Annotated in this window: 15 protein-coding genes and 1 pseudogene; 6 read left to right on the top strand and 10 right to left on the bottom strand. The window is 64.3% G+C overall.

Annotated elements, in window-relative coordinates; genetic code table 11:
- Position 1: 1 nt before the first annotated feature.
- Positions 2-865, top strand: a complete 864-nt coding sequence (locus X756_RS142235) for a LysR substrate-binding domain-containing protein (protein WP_023698713.1) — start codon at positions 2-4, stop codon at positions 863-865.
- Here X756_RS142235 and X756_RS01000000165915 read toward each other — a convergent pair.
- From X756_RS01000000165915 to argH, 6 genes and pseudogenes are all read right to left on the bottom strand, one after another.
- Positions 862-1,220: pseudogene (locus X756_RS01000000165915) on the bottom strand (glyoxalase superfamily protein). The gene X756_RS142235 and the pseudogene X756_RS01000000165915 overlap by 4 nt on opposite strands.
- A 41-nt stretch (positions 1,221-1,261) precedes the next feature.
- Entirely contained in the window at positions 1,262-3,850 is a 2,589-nt protein-coding gene (locus X756_RS142240; protein WP_023731070.1) for a TIGR02302 family protein, read from the bottom strand.
- A 136-nt stretch (positions 3,851-3,986) separates the two neighbouring features.
- Complete coding sequence (locus tag X756_RS142245; protein ID WP_023731069.1) at positions 3,987-4,928, bottom strand: threonine/serine dehydratase; 942 nt, start codon at positions 4,926-4,928, stop codon at positions 3,987-3,989.
- Between the two features lie 302 nt (positions 4,929-5,230).
- Entirely contained in the window at positions 5,231-6,499 is a 1,269-nt protein-coding gene (gene lysA / locus X756_RS142250; RefSeq protein ID WP_023731068.1) for a diaminopimelate decarboxylase, read from the bottom strand.
- Between the two features lie 64 nt (positions 6,500-6,563).
- Positions 6,564-6,770, bottom strand: coding sequence for a hypothetical protein (locus tag X756_RS142255; RefSeq protein WP_023673325.1), 207 nt, complete (start codon positions 6,768-6,770; stop codon positions 6,564-6,566).
- A 68-nt stretch (positions 6,771-6,838) separates the two neighbouring features.
- Positions 6,839-8,239, bottom strand: coding sequence for an argininosuccinate lyase (gene argH / locus X756_RS142260; protein ID WP_023731067.1), 1,401 nt, complete (start codon positions 8,237-8,239; stop codon positions 6,839-6,841).
- Positions 8,240-8,274: 35 nt separating this feature from the next.
- On the opposite strand from argH, the gene X756_RS142265 reads away from it, so the two are divergent.
- A complete protein-coding gene (locus X756_RS142265; RefSeq protein WP_023731066.1) occupies positions 8,275-8,967 on the top strand; it encodes a TlpA disulfide reductase family protein in 693 nt (230 codons plus the stop codon).
- Between the two features lie 99 nt (positions 8,968-9,066).
- On the opposite strand, the gene X756_RS142270 is transcribed toward X756_RS142265, so the two are convergent.
- Positions 9,067-11,514, bottom strand: a complete 2,448-nt coding sequence (locus X756_RS142270) for an EAL domain-containing protein (RefSeq protein ID WP_023731065.1) — start codon at positions 11,512-11,514, stop codon at positions 9,067-9,069.
- Between the two features lie 148 nt (positions 11,515-11,662).
- A complete protein-coding gene (locus X756_RS1000000168955) occupies positions 11,663-11,809 on the bottom strand; it encodes a hypothetical protein (RefSeq protein ID WP_023685332.1) in 147 nt (48 codons plus the stop codon).
- Positions 11,810-11,994: 185 nt separating this feature from the next.
- On the opposite strand from X756_RS1000000168955, the gene ugpB reads away from it, so the two are divergent.
- From ugpB to X756_RS142290, 4 genes are all read left to right on the top strand, one after another.
- Positions 11,995-13,305 carry a sn-glycerol-3-phosphate ABC transporter substrate-binding protein UgpB gene (gene ugpB / locus X756_RS142275; protein ID WP_023726977.1) on the top strand — a complete coding sequence of 437 codons (1,311 nt, stop codon included), beginning with the start codon at positions 11,995-11,997 and terminating at the stop codon, positions 13,303-13,305.
- Between the two features lie 71 nt (positions 13,306-13,376).
- Positions 13,377-14,261, top strand: coding sequence for a sn-glycerol-3-phosphate ABC transporter permease UgpA (gene ugpA, locus X756_RS142280; RefSeq protein WP_023731064.1), 885 nt, complete (start codon positions 13,377-13,379; stop codon positions 14,259-14,261).
- A 9-nt stretch (positions 14,262-14,270) separates the two neighbouring features.
- Entirely contained in the window at positions 14,271-15,119 is an 849-nt protein-coding gene (ugpE, locus tag X756_RS142285) for a sn-glycerol-3-phosphate ABC transporter permease UgpE (protein WP_023731063.1), read from the top strand.
- A 7-nt stretch (positions 15,120-15,126) separates the two neighbouring features.
- The gene (locus X756_RS142290) at positions 15,127-16,188 is read left to right on the top strand and encodes a sn-glycerol-3-phosphate import ATP-binding protein UgpC (protein ID WP_023731062.1); all 1,062 of its coding nucleotides are present in this window, start codon (positions 15,127-15,129) and stop codon (positions 16,186-16,188) included.
- A 35-nt stretch (positions 16,189-16,223) separates the two neighbouring features.
- On the opposite strand, the gene X756_RS142295 is transcribed toward X756_RS142290, so the two are convergent.
- Together X756_RS142295 and X756_RS142300 are read right to left on the bottom strand one after the other, a co-directional pair.
- Positions 16,224-17,306, bottom strand: coding sequence for an ABC transporter ATP-binding protein (locus tag X756_RS142295; RefSeq protein WP_023731061.1), 1,083 nt, complete (start codon positions 17,304-17,306; stop codon positions 16,224-16,226).
- Complete coding sequence (locus tag X756_RS142300) at positions 17,303-18,874, bottom strand: iron ABC transporter permease (protein ID WP_023731060.1); 1,572 nt, start codon at positions 18,872-18,874, stop codon at positions 17,303-17,305. The genes X756_RS142295 and X756_RS142300 overlap by 4 nt, the downstream gene beginning before the upstream one ends.
- Between the last annotated feature and the right edge of the window lie 85 nt (positions 18,875-18,959).

The following is an 18,959-nucleotide window of genomic DNA, read 5'->3' as shown; positions in this document are numbered from 1 at the left end:
GATGCGGCCACCCCTCGACAGCGATCTCCTGCGCACCTTCGTCGCCATTGCCGAAGCGGGCAATTTCACCCGGGCGGCGGAGCAGGCCGGGCGCACCCAGTCGGCGGTGTCGATGCAGATGAAGAAGCTCGAGGAGCTGGTCGGCGACAGCCTGTTCGAACGCGGCTCGCGCGGCGTGGCGCTGACGCGCCGTGGCGGCGAGCTGATCGTCAATGCCCGCCGCATCGTCTCGCTGCTCGACGAGACGGCGGCATCGATGGCGGCGGCACCGCTTGGCGGGCCTGTGCGCATCGGCATTCCCGAGGAATATGGTCACGCCATCCTGTCGCGCGCGCTCGGCGCCTTCTCGAAGCGTCACACCAAGGTCGAGGTCACCGTGCGCTATGCACATTCGGGCGCCCAGCTGGCAGCGTTGGCGGCCGGTGAACTCGACCTCGCCGTGGTGTTCGAATGGCAGGATCCTTCCGGCGGCGAGGTGCTGATGCACGATCCGACCGTGTGGGTGACATCGAGCCTGCATCACATGCATGAGGAGCGGCCGGTGCCGATCGCGCTCTACAACCGGGCCGGCTGGTGCAAGGACTTTGCCATCAAATCGCTTGAGCAGCGTGGGCTGGCCTACCGTGTCGCCTATACCAGCGACACCACCGGCGGCCTGAAGCTCGCCGTCACCTCTGGCCTGGCGATCGCGCCGATCTCGCACAGCAATATTCCGGATGGCTGTCGTGAACTCACCGCCGCTGACGGGTTCGGTCATATCGATTCCTCGAATGTGGTGATGCACCGCAGCCCAAATGCCTCAGGCGAGGCTATCGACGGCATGCAGGAGGCGATCCGCGAGGCGTTCGTCAACCGGCCGGCTTAGTCTGTTGCATCCTCGTAGAAATGCAGGCGATTGCCGAAGGGGTCGCACGGGTCTGCCACGACGTGGTTTCGAGGCCCGGCCGGGCGTAGCGGTATCTCTTGCCGATCAGTTCGCGGTGCAATGCCGCGATGTCCTCGACCTTGATGCGCATGGCTATACCCGGCGCGCCGTCGCCATGATGTTCGCTCAGATGCAGGACACAGCCGTCGCGGATTACACCCATGTAGAGCGGCGCATTGTCGTCGAAGCGGTGCTCGAACTCGACCTTGAAGCCGAGAAAGTCGACATAGAATTCGCGTGCCTTGGCGATGTCGAAGATGCGCAGGATGGGCGTGACGGCACCGAGTTTCGGCATGGCGCTGATACCATTCAGTTCGACGGATGTTGCCTTGGAGGCTACTTCAGCTCCAGCAGCCGCTCGAGGTAGCTGCGCTCGATGTCGGGGCTGAGCGCGTTGCCGAGCCGCTTGCGAATCGCCTCGAGAATCTGGCGGGCGCGCTGCACGTCGATCTCGTCGGGCACCTTCACCGAATCGCCGAAATCGGGTCCGCGGCTGGCGCGCGGTCGGCCCAGCGGATCGCGGCCGGCGTCCTGTTGGCGGCCGCCTTCCTGGCTGCCGCCCTGGTCGCCCTGCATCGCCTGCAGCTGCTTCATCATCTCCTTGGCGCCCTTGCGCAGCGCTTCCAGCGCGCGACCCTGGTGGCCGACTGCCTGGTCGCCTTCGCCTTCGCCAAGCGACTTTTCGGCGTTGCCCATGGATTTGCCAGCGTCGCCAAACCCCTCATTGGGCTGCATGCCCATGCCTTCCAGGCCCTTCTTCAGCTTGTCGAGTTCGCTCTGCAACTGGCCCTGGCCTTCCTGCAGCTGCTTCATCGCATCGGCGAATTCCTGCGGTGTCATCGACTTCGGCCGGGCGAGAGGATCGCGATCCTTGCCGACGCCCGGCTGGTCCGGGTCGTCGCCATTGCCTTCGCCGGGCTGCTGATTATCTCCGCGCTGCATCTGGTCCATGCGGTAGGTGTCGTTCATCATCTCCTGCTGGCGGCGCATGATCTCGCCCAGCTTGTCCATCTGCTGGCGCATCTCGCTGTCCTGCTCGCCGCCCTGCTGCTGACGGCCGGCCTGCAGGTTGTTCATCATGTTTTCCAGCTGCGACAGCAGCTCCTGCGCCTTGTCGCGGTCGCCCGACTTCGCCAGGTTCTCGATCTGGTCCATCATGCGGTCGATATCACTCTGACGCAGCTCGCGACCATTCTGCTGCATCTGCGGCGCGTTCGGGTTCTGCTTGGCGCGCTCGGCGAATTCCTGCAGGAATTCGTTCATCGCCTCGCGCAGTTCCCTCATCGCCTTTTCGATCTCTTCGTCGCTGGCGCCGCGCTTGATGGCGTCCTGCAGCGCCTGCTGGGCCTGGCGGAGCCGCTTTTCGGCGGACGAGAGATTGCCTTCCTCGATGCCGAGCGCGATTTCCCAGAGATAGGCAACCTCGTTGCGCAACTGATCGTCGCTGTCCGACATCTTCAGCCGGCTGCGGGCGCTCATGATGGCGAGGTAATGCGACATGTTGTCGAACGTGTCCTCGGGCCGCAGCGTGATGGCGTCCATCAGGTCAAGCACGCGCGGCTTGGCATTGGCGTCGAGCGCCAGTAGGCGGCGCTGCTCGACCACCGCCCGCGCCAGCGGGTTGGCGAAGGGCCGCTCCGGCATCACAATAGTCTTGGTTTCGCTGGTCGCGGTGTGTCCGGCATCGTCGGTGGCGACAAGCGACAGCTTGATGCTGGCGCCGGCCCAGACGTGCTCGGTGAGGTCCTTGGTGGTCTTGGCGGCGTTCGCCTTGCCGCCGCGGCGCGGCAGCGCCAGCGGCAGGTCAGGCGGACCGTAGAGCGGATGCGCATCGGGCGCCGCCGGATCGGCCAGCGCGAAAACCGCCTTGGCGGTGGCCGCGCCATAGTCGTCGTCGATCTGGTAGTTGAGCTCGAAGGCGCCGTTGACGGCGCGCTTGGGCTCGCCGACGAAGCGGATCGTCGGCGGCTTGTCGGGGATCACCGCGAAGGCCCAGCGACCGAGATCGGCTTCGCCCGACTTCAGCGTCAGCGTGCCGTCGGCGGTCAGCTTGCCGGTGAACTGGCGCAGCTTGGGGGTCGCGGGGTTGACCGCCGCTGCCTTGACGGCCGCCACCTGTGGTCCCGACGGGTCGATGGCGCGAGCATTGCCGCCCTTGTCGGCAAAGCTTAGCGTTTCCTCGCCGGAGCCGCCGGTCACGCGCAGCGAGACGTCGCTGCCTTGCGGCACGGTGAAGGTGGCAACCGCCTGCTTGGCGTTGCCATCGATGACTGGCGCGGTCAAGAAGATGGGCGGCTTGCCGGTATAGGCCGGCGGGGTCACCCAGGCATCGATGCGCGGCGGTACGATGTCGCGCGCCGCATGGGCACTGAAACCATCGGACAGCCTGCCGCCGGACGGTCCGAAGGAAAAGGCAAAAGCGGTGACCAACAGCAGCGCCGCCATGGCACGCAATGCCCACGGATCGCGCTCCGGCACGCGGGTACGCGGCAGGTCGGCGCCAAGGCTGCCGAGCTTGTCGGCCATGCGCTTTTGGTGCTCGCGCCACAACGCCTGGGAAAAGATGCTTTCCTTGCCGCTGGGACGGTCGGTCTGCACCAGCACCGGGCTGTGCTGCAACTGGTTGGCGGCCTCGATACGGCGGTCGATTTCAGCGGCGGATGGAAGCTTGAAGAAACGCAGCGGATAGAGCGCCGCCAGCGTGGCAATACCGAACGCAGTGACCAGGATAATGCGCGCAATGTCAGGCAGCCGGGGGAAAAGGCCGAGCCAGGAGAGGCTGAGAAACAGGCTGGCGATGATGAGCAGCGGCAGAAGCAGCGGCCAGCCGCGCTCGACCGTCATCGAGACCCGTGTCGCCAGCCGGCTCAGGGCAAGCCGCCCGGCCAGGCTGCGATCGCCACTGGAAATGGGGCGTTCCGTCATCGGCCCTTCCTGCCCGGGCGGGATAGCCCGGACTCAACAAGCAGAAGTTTACCAGCAAACACGGCAAAGGCGAGGCGGTTCCGGAAAACTTGAAAAGCTTTGACGGGTTTGCGTCCCACTTCAGTCGAAGCAAGGTTTAGAATTTCGCCGGATCGGTATTCGAGCCGCAGACAAGGACGGCGATCCGCTCGCCCGGCGCCGGCGTGTAGCGGCCGGACAGCAGCGCTGCGAAGGCCGCTGCGCCGCCCGGCTCGGCGATGATCCGCACCCGCTCCCACAGCGCCTTTTGCGCGGCGATGATGGCGTCGTCGGTGACCAGGATGGAGCGTTCGACGAAGGCCTCGGCGATCGGGAACATCATCTCGCCGACGCGTTTGGGCGCCAGCGAATCGGCGGCGACGCCTTCGGCCGGCGCATCGACGGGGTGGCCGGCTTCGAAGGCGTGATGCAGCGTCGGCGCGCCTTCGGGCTCGATGGCGATGATCCTGATGCGGCCGGCAAACCAGGCGGCGATGCCGCCGATCAGGCCGCCGCCGCCGACAGCGACCAGCAGCGTGTCGATGTCGGGCAGATCGTTTTCGATTTCGAGGCCGAGCGTGCCTTGGCCGACCAATGTTTCCTCCTGGTTGAAGGCATGGATCTGCAGCGCGCCGGTCTTTTCAGCAAAAGCCTCGCTGGCGGCCAGCGCCTCGGCATAGCGGGCGCCGCCGACGATCAGTTCGGCGCCGTAGCCGCGGATGCGCTGCAGCTTGGCCGCCGGGCTGACTTCGGGAACGAAGATCGTCGCATTGTGGCCAAGCCGCATGGCGGCATAGGCGACCGCGGCGCCATGATTGCCGCCCGATGCGGCGACGACGCCGGCCGCAGGCACCGGCCGTTCGAGCAGATTGGTGAAGGCGCCGCGCGCCTTGAACGAGCCGGAATGCTGCAGGCATTCGAGCTTGAGGTCGACCGCCAGCGGCGGCCGGTCGAAATCGGCCATGTCGACGCGCAGCACCGGCGTGTGCCTGATATAGGGGCGGATGCGCGGTTCCATCGCGGCGATGCGTTCGCGCGTGACGGCGTTGCCGTTCGTCATGACCGTCTCCTTGGGATTGACAGCAATTAGTAACTTGGCAAAATGGCTAAATGCAAGAGGTTGATGTCTTCAAGGCGATCGCCAATGAACGCAGGCTGCAGATCCTCGACTGGCTGAAGGATCCGCAGGCCCATTTCCCGGCCCAGGCAGACGGCGATCTGGTCGAGGACGGCGTTTGCGCGCTGCTGATCGCGGAGAAGCTCGGCATTACTCAGGCGACGCTCTCNAGTTCAGACGTGTGCTCTTCCGATCTCAAGGATGCTCATCCAGAACCGGCTGTAGCGCAGCCGGCGCTGCGGCTTCTATTTCAGCCAGTCGGGCACCGAATCCAGGCCGATCAGCTCGTCATAGGTCTGGCGCCGGCGCACGACGTGGAAACGGTCGCCGTCGACCAGAACCTCAGGCACAAGTAGGCGGGTGTTGTAGGTGCCGGATTGCACCGCGCCATAGGCGCCGGCGGTGGTGACGGCGATGAGGTCGCCAGACTTGAGCCGGGGCAGGTCACGGTCGAGGCCGAGATAGTCGCCGGTCTCGCAGACCGGGCCGACGACGTCGACCGCCATGCGCGGCGTGTCGGCCGGCGGCTGCACCACCGGCTTGATGTCGTGGAAGGCATCGTAGAGCGTCGGCCGGATCAGATCGTTCATGGCGGCGTCGACGACGAGGAAGTTCTTGGCGTCGCCTTCCTTCACGAATATCACTTCCGAGACCAGGATGCCGGCATTGCCGACGATCAGCCGGCCCGGCTCGAACATCACCTTCACTCCAAGCTTTGTCAGATGCTTCCTGACGATCTCGGCATAGGCATCGGGCAGAGGCGGCGGGCTGTTGTCGGTGCGGTAGGGGATGCCGAGGCCGCCGCCGAGATCGACATGCTCGACGGCGTGGCCATCGGCGCGCAGCGCGCCGACCAGTTCCGCCAGAAGCGCGAAAGCATCGTCAAAGGGCTGCAACTCGGTGACCTGGCTGCCGATATGGGTATCGATGCCGATGGGCTTGGTGCCCGGCAGCCCGGCCGCGCGGGCATAGACCTGGCGCGCCCTTTGCCAGGGAATGCCGAACTTGTTCTCGGCCTTGCCGGTGGAGATCTTCCTGTGCGTCCTGGCGTCGACATCCGGGTTGATGCGCAGCGAGACCGGCGCCACCTTGCCGAGCGCGGTGGCGCGGGCCGACAGCAACTCCAGCTCCGGCTCGGATTCGACATTGAAGCAGAGAATGCCGGCCTCGAGCGCAAAATCCATTTCGCGCGCGGTCTTGCCGACGCCCGAGAATACGATCTTGCTGGCCGGGATGCCGGCGGCGAGCGCGCGGCGCATTTCGCCTTCCGAGACGGTATCGGCGCCGGCGCCGAGCTTTGCCAGCGTCCGCAGCACCGCCTGGTTGGAATTCGCCTTCAAGGCGTAACAGACCAGCGTGTCGAGCCCGGCAAACGCCCCGGCGAACACCCGGTAGTGCCTCGTCAAGGTTGCCGCCGAATAACAATAGAACGGCGTGCCGACGCTTGCGGCGATGTCTGGTATCGCCACGTCCTCGGCATGGAGCACGCCGTCGCGGTAATCGAAATGGTTCACGAGAGTGTTTCCGGAAGTTGGAGCACGAGACCTGGTCAGAAAGACCAAGCCAGTCTCATCGGCTCTAGATCAGCGGGTCGAGGATGAATTTCTTGTCCACGACCGGTTTTTCCGGCTCCGGCGGCACCGGCTGTTTGGCGCGCTCGGCGTCCTTGCGGGCCTGGACGGCCGCTTCATAGGGCGTGTCGAGACCGGCCTTACGGCCGCAAGCGGTCACGGCAGCCATCGCCGTCAGCAGCGTCAGCGTCACCAAAATCCTGCTTGCGGTCATCGATCCATCCGTCCGAAACTTTATGTGCTGCGCTTTTAACCGAGTTTTAGGCGCATTGCACCCCGGCATCATGCCTTGGCGATGCGCTTTTTCCAGCTGCGGATCTGCTTCCTGACCTCCGACGGCGCCGTGCCGCCGAAACTGGTGCGGCTCTTCACCGAATTCTGCACCGCCAGAACCGAGAAGATGTCTGCCGTGATGCCGGGGTTGATCGACTGCAGATCTTCCAGCGACAGCTTTTCAAGGCTCACCTTCTTCTCTTCGGCCACCGCCACCGCGCGGCCGGTGACATGGTGTGCCTCACGGAAGGGAAGGCCCAGCGCGCGCACCAGCCAGTCGGCGAGGTCGGTCGCGGTCGCGTGGCCCGAGCCGGCGGCTTTTTTCATGGCGGCGGCATTGACCGTCATGTCGCGCACCATGCCCGTCATCGCAGCCAGCATCAAATCGAGTGTTTCGGCAGCGTCGAAGACCGATTCCTTGTCTTCCTGCATGTCCTTGCCGTAGGTCAGCGGCATGCCCTTCATCACGGTCAGCAGCCCGACGAGATGGCCGGTGACGCGGCCGGTCTTGCCGCGCACCAGTTCGGCGGCGTCCGGGTTCTTCTTCTGCGGCATGATTGAGGAGCCGGTGGAGAAACTGTCCGACAGTCTGACAAAGCCGAATTGCGGCGTCGACCAGATGATGATTTCTTCGGCGAGCCGCGACAGATGCGTGGCGGAGATCGCCACCAGGCTCAAAAACTCCAGCGCGAAATCGCGGTCGGAGACGCTGTCCAACGAATTGCGCATCGGCTCGCGGAAGCCGAGCGCCTTGGCGGTCTTGTGGCGATCGATCGGAAAACTGGTGCCGGCAAGCGCTGCCGCGCCGAGCGGGCTTTCATCCATCCGCTCGATGGCGTCGCGGACGCGCGACAGGTCGCGCGAAAACATCTCGACATAGGCCATGCAATGGTGGCCGAAGGTCACCGGCTGCGCCGCCTGCATGTGGGTGAAGCCGGGCATCACGGTCGCCGCATGCTCCTCGGCGCGGTCGAGCAAGGCTGAGATCAGCCCCTTCAGCGCCTCGGCGACGCGAAAGCACTCGTCCTTGACCCAGAGCCGGAGATCCACCGCCACCTGGTCGTTGCGCGAGCGGGCGGTGTGCAGGCGGCCGGCGGCCGGGCCGACCAGATCGGCAAGGCGGGCCTCGATATTCATGTGGATGTCTTCCAGCCGGGTCGAGAACTCGAATGTGCCGGCCTCGATCTCTTTCAGGATCGTGTTCAGCCCGTGAGCGATTTTTTCTTGATCGGCCGCCGAAATAATGCCCGTTTCAGCCAACATCTCGCTGTGGGCGATCGAACCTCTTATGTCTTGCGCATAGAGTTTGCGGTCGAACGAAATCGACGCGTTGATCGCTTCCATGATCGCGGCCGGACCCGAGGCAAAACGTCCGCCCCACATCTGGTTGCTGGCCTTCTTGTCGCTCATCGCTATAACCCGTGCTCCGGAGCAGTCTTAGAAAAATGGCAGACGGTAACAGATACTTCCCGGCCCCGCGCCTGATCCTCGCCGCTTTGCTGGCGGGCGTGCTGGCCGGCGCGGTCGCGGTATATGTCAGCGAGAGCGGGTCTGGCAACAACGCAGCCACCGGCAGCGCACCTGCGGCCGGCGCGGGCAACAGCAAGGACGACGTCGCCTGCGCCGCCAAGAGCGACCGCGCCAAAAAAGTTGCCGCCGCGGCCACCGGCCAGGTTGCGGCATTGCTGCCCGCCGATCCGCCGCAATCGCTGGAAAGTCTCGCCTTCAACGGTCCCGACGGCAAGCCGATGACGCTCGCCGATCATGCCGGCAAGACCGTGCTGCTCAATCTGTGGGCAACGTGGTGCGCGCCCTGCCGCGCCGAAATGCCGGCGCTCGACGCCTTGCAGAAGGAAAAGGGCAGCGATGCCTTTGAAGTGGTCGCGGTCAATGTCGATGCCGGCGACGATGTGAAGCCCAAGAAGTTCCTCGCCGATATCGGCATCGGGTCGCTCGGCTACTACCGCGATTCGACGCTGGCGCTGTTCAACGATGTCAAGACGCGTGGCTTGGCGCTAGGCCTCCCCGTCACCATGCTGATCGATGGCGAAGGCTGCCTGGTCGCGCATATGAACGGACCGGCCGAATGGTCGGGACCGGATGCCAAGCGCCTGGTCGAGGCCGCACTCGCCCCTTAGAGCGGTTCACCGTTTCGTCGAAACGGCTACCCGCGCTAACTTTTTTGTTTCGACGCAATTTCGGACGGAAAACCGTTTCACACTTTTCCTGAAATTGCTCTAGGCTGAGCGCAGGGCCGCCGCCGGCGGCAGCATCAAGATGCTGCCGCCGCGTTGTTTGACGCTGGCGTCGTCGTGTGCCGCCGGCGCCGCGACGCCGGTCAGTTCGCTGAACGCCTCGATCGGGCTCGGCCGGCCTAGATAGTAGCCCTGGCCGATCTCGCAGGCCTCGGCGTCGAGGAATTTCAGCTCGCCCAGCGTCTCGACGCCCTCGGCCAGAACCGGCAGGCCGAGACCGCGGCCAAGCCCCAGAACGGCGCGCACGATGGCTGCCACCTGGCCGTTGCTGTCGACTGATTTGATGAATGAGCCGTCGATCTTGATCTTGTCGAAGGGGAAGGCGCGGAGATTGGACAGCGAGGAGTAGCCGGTGCCGAAATCGTCCATCGCCACACGCACGCCAAGCGCCTTCACCTGGCGCAAGGTCGCCAGCGCGCGCGGCATGTCCTTGACCAGCGCCGTTTCGGTGATCTCGAGTTCGAGCCTGCCGGGCGTCAGGCCGGAGCCGAGCAGGACTTCATGCACCTTGCGGCTGAAATTCGGATTGTGGAGCTGCACCGCCGAGACATTGACCGCGACGGTGAGAGGGTTCTTCCAGCGCGCTGCCTCGGCGCAGGCCGTCGCCAGCACCCATTCGCCGATCTGGATGATGACGCCGCTGTCTTCGGCCACCGGGATGAAGGTCGCCGGCGACACGTCGCCGCGCTGCGGATGGCGCCAGCGGATCAGCGCTTCGAACCCGACCATCCGCCCGCTGCTGATCTCCTTTTGTGGCTGGTAGACGAGGCGAAACTCATCGCGCGCCATGGCCTGGCGCAGTTCGTGCTCCATCACGCGCCGGTCTCGCGCCTCGGCGCCCATCGAGGCCTCGAAGTAACGGTAAGTGTCCTTGCCCTCGGCCTTGGCGCGGTAGAGCGCGGTGTCGGCGTGGCTGACCAGGAGTGTCGGCTCATCGGCGTCGAGCGGATAAAGTGCAATGCCGATGCTGGCCGACACCAGCCCGCCACCGACCGACAGCCGGTTTTCCTCGCGCATGGCCGCCAGCACCGCCTCGGCGATGCGGCCGGCCGCCTGCGGATCGGGAAGGTTCGGAGCGATGATGGCGAACTCGTCGCCGCCGAGACGCGCCAGCATCTGTCCGTGGCGGAGCACGGCGGAGGCGCATAGCGCCACCTTCTGCAGCATGGCATCGCCGGCGCCATGCCCGAACAGGTCGTTCACTTCCTTGAAGCGGTCGAGGTCGAGCAGCAGCAGCGCAAGATGCCCACCCTTGCCGCCGCGGTCCATTGCGGCAATTTCGGCCTCGAGCCGGCCGGAGAAACTGCGGCGGTTGGGGAGCCCGGTCAGCGGGTCGAAATGGGCGAGGCGCAGGATCTCCTGCTCGGCCTTCCTGCGTTCGCGGATGTCGCGCACGGCGACCACGCTGTGCCGCTTGCCGCAATAGTCGATGCTTCTGGCGATAAGTTCGACGGGGATGGTGGCGCCGTCATGGGCTCTGAGTTCGGCTTCCTGTGCCTGTCCGCTGCAGTCGGACATGCCGGCCGCGGTGCGTTCGGCGAAGAGGTCGCCAAGCAGCATCGCGTTCAGCACTTCCGGCGCAATGCCGGTGAGTGCCGCGATGCTGTCATTGGCGCTGACGATGCGGGCGCCGTCGCAGACGATCAGCCCCTCGACGGCGGCGTTGGCGAGGCCGTGCATGCGCTCGGCCTCGAGCTTGTGACGCCGGAAGCGAAGGTCGATCCACAATGCTGCGGCTGAAAGCACCAGGATAGCCATGCTGACTGCAGCGGCGGCGAAGGCCTGCGACACCGGTTCGACCGTGAACTGCGATATCTCGATGGAGGAGTCCGGGAAGATCGACACCGCGCCCATGGCGATGAAGTGCAGGCTGCAGATCGCCAGCGTCAACAGGATGGCGGCGGCGATTGTGGCCTGCATGGACGGCCGTCGCAACACGACCAGCAGCGCCAGCGCGGCGAGGGTGACGCCTGTCAGCACCGAGACGCCGACCAGCAGCGGGTTCCAGACGATGCGCCCTTCGACCTCGAAGGCGGCCATGCCGATATAGTGCATGGCGGCGATACCAGCGCCGAGGACCGCGCCGCCGACCAGAGGGTAGTCGATGCCCCGGCGCAAGGTGGCGATCCACATGCCCGCAGCGGTCAGGGCGACGGAACCGGCGAGCGAAAGCGCCGACATTTCCGTATTGTAGGCGTTGGGGATTCCGGGAGAAAAGGCAAGCATTGCGATGAAATGCGTCGCCCAGATACCGAAGCCGGTGGAAGTGGCTGCTATCATCAGCCAGGTATAGCGGTTGCGCTCGCTCGAGCGGTCGACATGGCGAAGCAGGTTGACCGCCGAGAAGGAAGAAATACCGCAAATGAGCGCTGCCAGTGCGACCAGTCTCAGATCGTGCTCATGCACGATACAATTATAGACCGTCAGCATCTCGCCCCACCTGCTCTCCCACAGCAATCAAGCCGTCCACTTGATTAGTATGCCACGCTTGACGAAGAATCGGTTATGCGAACTACAACTACAGCGGGTTTTTCGGGTTGTACGTTGCGGCGATCCTGTTCTCATTCCAGACGCACGGTTACAGCAGCGCCTGGCGCGATGCCGCTCGGCCGATCTCGATCTGGCCGAGCGCCGGTTTGGCGGCCGCACGGTGCAGGTGCGTGGCGCTGTCACGCGGGCCCTTCACGCATCGCTGGGCGGTCGGCGATCCTTGCAGGCCCACCATGCCCCATTCTATCGCTGAGCCGGCTTGGCATTTCTCTCTGTCCTCGTTGCAAGGCGAGGGGGCGCGAAGTTAGCCGGGTATGAAATTCACGAAACAGCAACAAATCCGTTGTCCGATTGTCATCAGCGACACATATTGCGTTCGCGGGAGCGCCCCTTTCGCCAATGACAAACGGGAGATGAAACATGAAGTTGTTCGGCTTTGCGGCCGGTGTTGCCGCCACCTTGACCCTGCTTTCCACCACCTCCGCCTTCACCGCCACCCAGATCAGTTGGTGGCATGCAATGACCGGCGCCAATGCCGAGGTGGTCGACAAGATCGCCAAGGATTTCAATGCCAGCCAGAGCGACTATGAAATTCTCCCTGTTTTCAAGGGCACCTATCCCGAAACGCTGAATGCCGGCATCGCTGCCTTTCGTGCGGGGCAAGCGCCCGACATCATCCAGGTGTTCGACGTGGGTACCGGCGTCATGATGGCCGCCGAAGGTGCGATCAAGCCGGTGGCCGATGTGCTGACCAGCGCCGGCGTGACCTTCGACAAGAGCCAGTATTTGCCCGGCATCGTCGGCTACTATTCGAAGCCGGACGGGACCATGCTGTCCTTCCCCTATAATTCCTCGTCGCCCATCCTCTACTACAACAAGGATATCTTCCAGAAGGCCGGGCTTGATGTGAACAATCCGCCAAAGACCTGGAACGAGGTGTGGGAAGCCGCCAAGAAGATCAAGGCGAGCGGCGCCGCTTCCTGCGGCTATACCTCGACCTGGTTGACCTGGATCCACCTTGAGGCCTTCGCTGCCTGGAACGACGTTTCCTATGGCACCAACCAGAACGGACTTGCCGGAACCGACGTTGAGCTCAAGATCAATGCGCCGATCTTCGTCAATCATTTCCAGGCGCTCGCCGACCTGGCCAAGGACGGCACCTTCAAATATGGCGGCCGTACATCCGAAGCCAAGCAGATCTTTCTTGCCGGAGAATGCGGCATCTTCACCGAATCGTCGGGGGGTCTCGGTGACATCGTCAAGTCGGGCATGAACTACGGCATCGGCCAGCTTCCCTATGATAGTGACGCCAAGGGCGCGCCCCAGAACACCACGCCGGGCGGCGCCAGCCTGTGGGTGTTCGGCAACAAATCGGACGAGGAATACAAGGGCGTCGCGGCGTTCTTCTCCTACCTGTCCAAGACCGAAGTGCAAGAGTATCTGCACCAGAAGTCGGGTTATCTGCCGGTGACGCTCGCTGCCTATGAAGCGACCAAGAAGTCCGGCTTCTATGACAAGAATCCGGGCCGTGAGACGCCGATCCTGCAGATGCTGGGCAAGGCGCCGACCGAGAACTCGAAGGGCGTGCGCCTCGTCAACCTGCCGCAGGTGCGCGACATCGAGAATGAGGAGTTCGAGAAGATGCTGGCCGGCCAGCAGACTGCGCAGCAGGCACTCGACAACGCGGTCGCACGCGGCAACAAGGCGATTCAGGAAGCGATCGGAAACTGAAGCGATTTGTCAGTTGAACCTCGTCCACGCGGACCCGCGTGGACGATTTCCTGAATAGCGAGGGAATCACCCTGTCTCCACGCGTCGTCTTTCCCAACAAGACCCTGCCTTACCTGCTGGTGGCGCCGCAACTCGCCATTACGCTGATCTTTTTCTACTGGCCGACCGGGCAGGCGCTCTACCAGTCGATGCTCAGGGAAGACCCGTTCGGGCTGAAGAGCAAGTTCGTCGGGCTCGCCAATTTTCGCAAGGTGCTGGCCGACCCGGCCTACCTCAACTCGATCAAAGTTACGCTGGTGTTCTCTCTGGCGACCGCGATCGTCGCCATGGGTGTGGCCCTGTTGCTTGCCGTCATGGCCGAGAAGGTGGTGCGCGGCAAAGGCCTCTATCGCACGCTGCTGATCTGGCCGTATGCGGTGGCGCCGGCGATTGCCGGCATGTTGTGGCTGTTTCTGTTCAACCCCTCGATCGGTTCGCTGGCCTACGCCTTGAGAGGTCTCGGCATCGCCTGGGATCCCTTGCTTAACGGCAACCAAGCCATGATCCTGCTGGTGTCTGCGGCTGCCTGGAAGCAGATCAGCTACAATTTCCTATTCTTCGTCGCCGGGCTGCAGGCAGTGCCGAAGACGTTGATAGAGGCGGCGGCCATGGACGGCGCCGGGGAGACGAAGCGCTTCTGGACCATCGTCTTCCCGCTGCTCGCACCGACGACCTTCTTCCTGCTGGTCGTCAACACTGTCTATGCACTGTTCGACACTTTCGGTATCGTTCATGCCGTCACCGGCGGCGGGCCAGGCAAGGCCACCGAGACGCTGGTCTACAAGGTCTACAATGACGGTTTCGTCAATTTGATCCTCGGCGATTCGGCCGCGCAGTCGGTCATCCTGATGGTCATCGTCATCTCACTCACGGCCATCCAGTTCCGCTATGTGGAACGCAAAGTCCACTACGGTTGAGCGCGAGCGATGATTGGTCAGTCCCCGCTTCGCGCCCTCATCGCCCACGCCGTGCTCATCCTGGGCATCCTGATCGTCGCTTTCCCGATCTACTACACCTTCGTTGCCTCCACGCAGACGCTGCAGACCATCCTCAAGCCGCCATTGCCTCTTTTGCCCGGCGACCAGGTCTGGAACAATTACAGCGAGTCGCTGTTCGGCGGTGTCGGCCGCATCGGCGGCGTCAGTGTCGGCCGATTGCTGCTCAACACCACGATCATGGCGCTCGGCATCGCGGTGGGGAAGATTTTCATCTCGATCCTTTCGGCCTATGCGATCGTGTTCTTCCGTTTTCCGCTTCGGATGGTCTTCTTCTGGCTGATCTTCATCACGCTGATGCTTCCCGTCGAGGTGCGCATCCTGCCGACCTACAAGGTGATGGTCGATCTCGGCATGATCGACACCTATGCCGGCCTGATCATTCCGCTGATCGCCTCGGCCACCGCCACGCTTCTGTTTCGCCAGTTCTTCATGACCATTCCAGGTGAGTTGGTGGAAGCGGCGCGTGTCGACGGCGCCGGACCATGGCGCTTCTTTTTCGACATCCTGCTGCCGCTGTCGCGCACCAACATCGCGGCGCTGTTCGTCATCCTCTTCATTTATGGCTGGACGCAGTACCTGTGGCCGCTGCTCGTCACCAACAGCAATGACATGAACACCATCGTCATCGCACTTAGAAAGATGGTCTCCTTCGCCGATGCCGATACCCAATGGCATCTGGTCATGGTCACCGCGATGCTGGCCATACTGCCGCCGATCCTGATCGTGGTGCTGATGCAACGCTGGTTCGTGCGCGGACTGGTCGATACCGAAAAGTGAGAAGCTGATGGCGACCATCGATCTGAAGGATGTGAAGAAAGTCTATCCCGGCGGCGTCGAGGCGGTGAGGGGTGTCTCGATCGCCATTCCCGACAAGGAGCTTTGCGTGCTGGTTGGGCCGTCCGGCTGCGGCAAGTCCACGCTGTTGCGGATGATTGCAGGGCTGGAGACCATTTCTTCCGGTACGGTCGCCATCGACGGCAAGATCGTCAACAGCATCGGCCCGACCGAGCGAGACATTGCCATGGTGTTCCAGAACTATGCGCTCTACCCGCATATGAAGGTCTACGACAACATGGCCTACGGGTTGCGCAACCGGGGTACTCCCAAGGACGAGATCGACAGCAGGGTTCGCTCGACCGCCAAGGTGCTGGAGCTCACGGCGCTGCTCGACCGGCGCCCGCGCGAGCTTTCCGGCGGCCAGCGCCAGCGCGTGGCCATGGGTCGCGCAATCGTGCGCAATCCGAAAGTCTTCCTGTTCGACGAGCCGCTTTCCAATCTCGACGCCAAACTGCGCGGCCAGATGCGGGTTGAAATCAAGAATTTGCAGCGCTCGCTCGGTGTCACCTCGGTCTACGTCACCCACGATCAGCTTGAGGCGATGACGCTGGCCGATATTCTCGTCGTCATGAATGGCGGGTTGGTCGAGCAGACGGGCGCGCCACTCGACATCTACGAGAAGCCGGCCTCGACCTTCGTCGCCTCTTTCATCGGTGCGCCGCCGATGAACCTTCTGCCTCTTTTGCAAGCATCGGCTGGTCCAGCGCTGACTGATGGCAAGGCGATTGACTTTGCGCCTGCGAAGGCCGCCACGCTTGGCTTCCGTCCCGAGGATGCCGACGTCACCTTCGGCGCCGAGGCACCGTCCGGCGCGCTTATTCTGCCTGCGGCGGTCGAGGCGGTCGAACCTGTGGGAGCCGAAAGCTTTCTTCACTGTGCCGCCGGCGGCAACCGCATCGTCGTGCGTGTGGCCGGCCGCGCCACGGCCAAACCCGGCGATCAACTGCGCGTCGTGGCCAGGGCCGAGAAGCTGCATTGGTTCGACAATGCTGGGAAACGAGTCGATTGACGCAGCCGCTCGCGCCAATCCGGCGCATCGGCAGTTCAGGCGAAGACATGCGCCTTGCCGGAGACGGTCAGGCGCACGATCTCGCCGACGGAAGGCGCGTCGATACCCGGTTTGCGCAGGATCAGCGGCGTGCTGCCTATTGCCGCGGCGTCGGGCGGATCGGGGTTGTTCAACAACCGCACCGCAATGGTGCACATCGAGCCGGCGAACTCCGAATCCGTCACCTCGGCGAAGATCGTACCTACAGGCCCCGACATGCCTTCGCGCGACGTGCGCTTCACCTGCACCTGTTCCGGCCGCAGCATGATGCGGGCGACATCCAGCCGCTCCTTCGAGTCGACCGCGATGCGGCCGAGCGAAGAGGTGGCAAAGCCGCCTGAAATCTTTGCCGGCAAGATGATGGCGTCGCCAAGAAACTCGGCAACCATGCGGTCTTTCGGCTGCAGATAGAGTTCTCGCGGTGTGCCGATCTGAGAGAACTTTCCGTCGCGCATGACCGCCACCTGGCTGGCGAAGGACAGCGCCTCGGCCTGGTCGTGGGTGACCAGGATGGTGGTGATGCCGGCGGCTTCGAGTAGTTCGGCGACGGCCTTGCGCATCGAGGCGCGCAGACCGGTGTCGAGCGCCGAGAACGGTTCGTCGAGCAACATCAGCCTGGGCTTCATCGCCATGGCGCGGGCCAGCGCCACGCGCTGCTGCTGGCCGCCGGAGAGCTGGTGCGGGCGGCGCTTGAGGATCGCCTTGTCCAGCCCGACGGTATAGGCGAGCTCGGCGATGCGCTCGGCGCGCTGGTCCTCGCCGCGGGCCATGCCAAAGCCGATATTGTCGCCGATGCTGAGATGCGGGAACAGGGCGCCGTCCTGCGCCACCAGGCCGATGCCGCGGCGGTGCGCCGGCACCGCATGGCCGCCATTGGCCAGCACCTCGCCGTCGAGCACGACGCGGCCCTGGTCGGGCGCCTCGAAGCCGGCGATCAGCCGCAGCAACGTCGTCTTGCCGCAGCCGGACGGGCCGACGATCGCGGTGCGACTGCCGCTTGCGGCGCTGAGCTCGATGCCGGCAAGGGCTGCGACCGGGCCGTAGTGCTTGGTGAGGCCACTGATTTCGAGAAAACTCATCGCCCGGCCATCCGTTTCGACTGGACATAGAGCAGCCAAGTCAGCGGCAGCGACATCGCCACCATGATGAAGGCGTAAGGGGCGGCGGAGGCATAGTCGATCTCGCCGCTATAGGACCAGAACGCCATGGCCAGCGTGCGCGTGCCGTTGGGCGCCAGCATCTGGGTGGCGGTCAGCTCGTTCATGATGCCGAGCGCGACCAGCGCCATGCCGGCCGCAGCCCCCGGCGCCGACAGGCGAATCGTTGTCGACCAAAGCGCCTTCAGCGGCGGCCGGCCAAGGCTGGCGGCGGCGCGTTCGAGCTCGACCGGCGCCTGTGCGATCGAGGCTCTGAGGCTGATCAAGGCGCGCGGCAGGAACATCAGGGCATAGGCGACCAGGATTGTGAACAGCGTCTGGTAGAGCGGCATGGCGATGCGCACGGTAATGGTGACCAAGGCCAGCGCGATGACCACGCCGGGCAGCGAACCGACAATGTAATTGCAGCCTTCGAGCAGCCGCTGCAGCGGTCCCGGCGCGCGGATCGAGATCCAGGCCATCGGCATGGCGGCGATGGTCGCAAGCAAGGCGCCGGCCAGCGCCAGGAACAGTGTCTGGCCAAGCGCCAGGCCGATCTCGTCCAAACGCCAGACATCGGCGCCGCCGGCGACCAGCCAGCGGCCGATGGTGACGAAGGGCACGCCGATGGCGAGAAGCGTGGCGATGGCAGGCAGAGCCAGGCAGGGCAGGGTGGCGCGACCGAGCCTGGTGCGCTGCTGGCGGCGCGCGGCACCCGAGCCTACGCGGGCATAGCGTTCCTCGCCGCGCACCAGCACCTCCAGCGCGAGCAGCACGAAGCAGCAAGTCACCAGGACGCCGGCCAGCATGTTGGCGGCGGGGCCGTTGAAGGTCGACTGGAACTGGTCGACGATCGCGGTGGTGAAAGTGTCGAAGCGGATGAAGACATAGAGGCCATATTCGGCAAGCAGATGAAGTCCAACCAGCAGCGCACCGCCGCAAATGGCGAGCCTGAGCTGCGGCAGCACGACGCGCCAAAACACGCGCCATGGTCCGAGGCCAAGCGCTGCGGCCGCATCTTCCAGGGCGGGATCCAGCCGGCGCAATGCGGCCGCTAGTGGCAAATAGAGGAATGGGAAATAGGCAAGGACCGACACCAGCACGCCGGCCCACAGGCCATGCAGTCCCGGCACCAGGGTAATCCAGGCATAGGAGTGCACGAAGGCGGGGATGGCAAGCGGCGCTACCGACAGCCAGGCCCAGAGGCGGGCGCCTGGCAGGTCGCTGCGCTCGGTCAGCCATGCCAGCGTCACCGACAGCACGGTGGCGATCGGCACGGTGAGCGCCACCAGAAGCACGGTGTTGACCAGAAGTTCGCCGACGCGCGGCCGGAAGACCAGGGCCGAAGCAGTGTCCCAGCCGATCTGCACGCCGATCCAGATGATGAACGCCAGCGGCAGCAGCGACAGCAGCGAGACAATTATGGCGACAAGCGCGATCCAGGACATGGGCTTCCGGCGGGACCGCCCGACTGTCTGGCCTGAACGTGCGAGATCGACCGCAGTTTGCATCAGCTCGACCGCGCCACTGCCGCCGGGGCGGGGGCGCCGCAGGCGCGGCCGGAAACGCAATGTGTCGTCATGGACAATGCCATCT

The organism is Mesorhizobium sp. LNJC405B00, assembly GCF_000502615.1.
In the GTDB taxonomy this organism is placed as follows: domain Bacteria; phylum Pseudomonadota; class Alphaproteobacteria; order Rhizobiales; family Rhizobiaceae; genus Mesorhizobium.
Note: the sequence above shows the minus strand (reverse complement) of the source record. Positions and strands in the feature narration are given on the sequence as shown.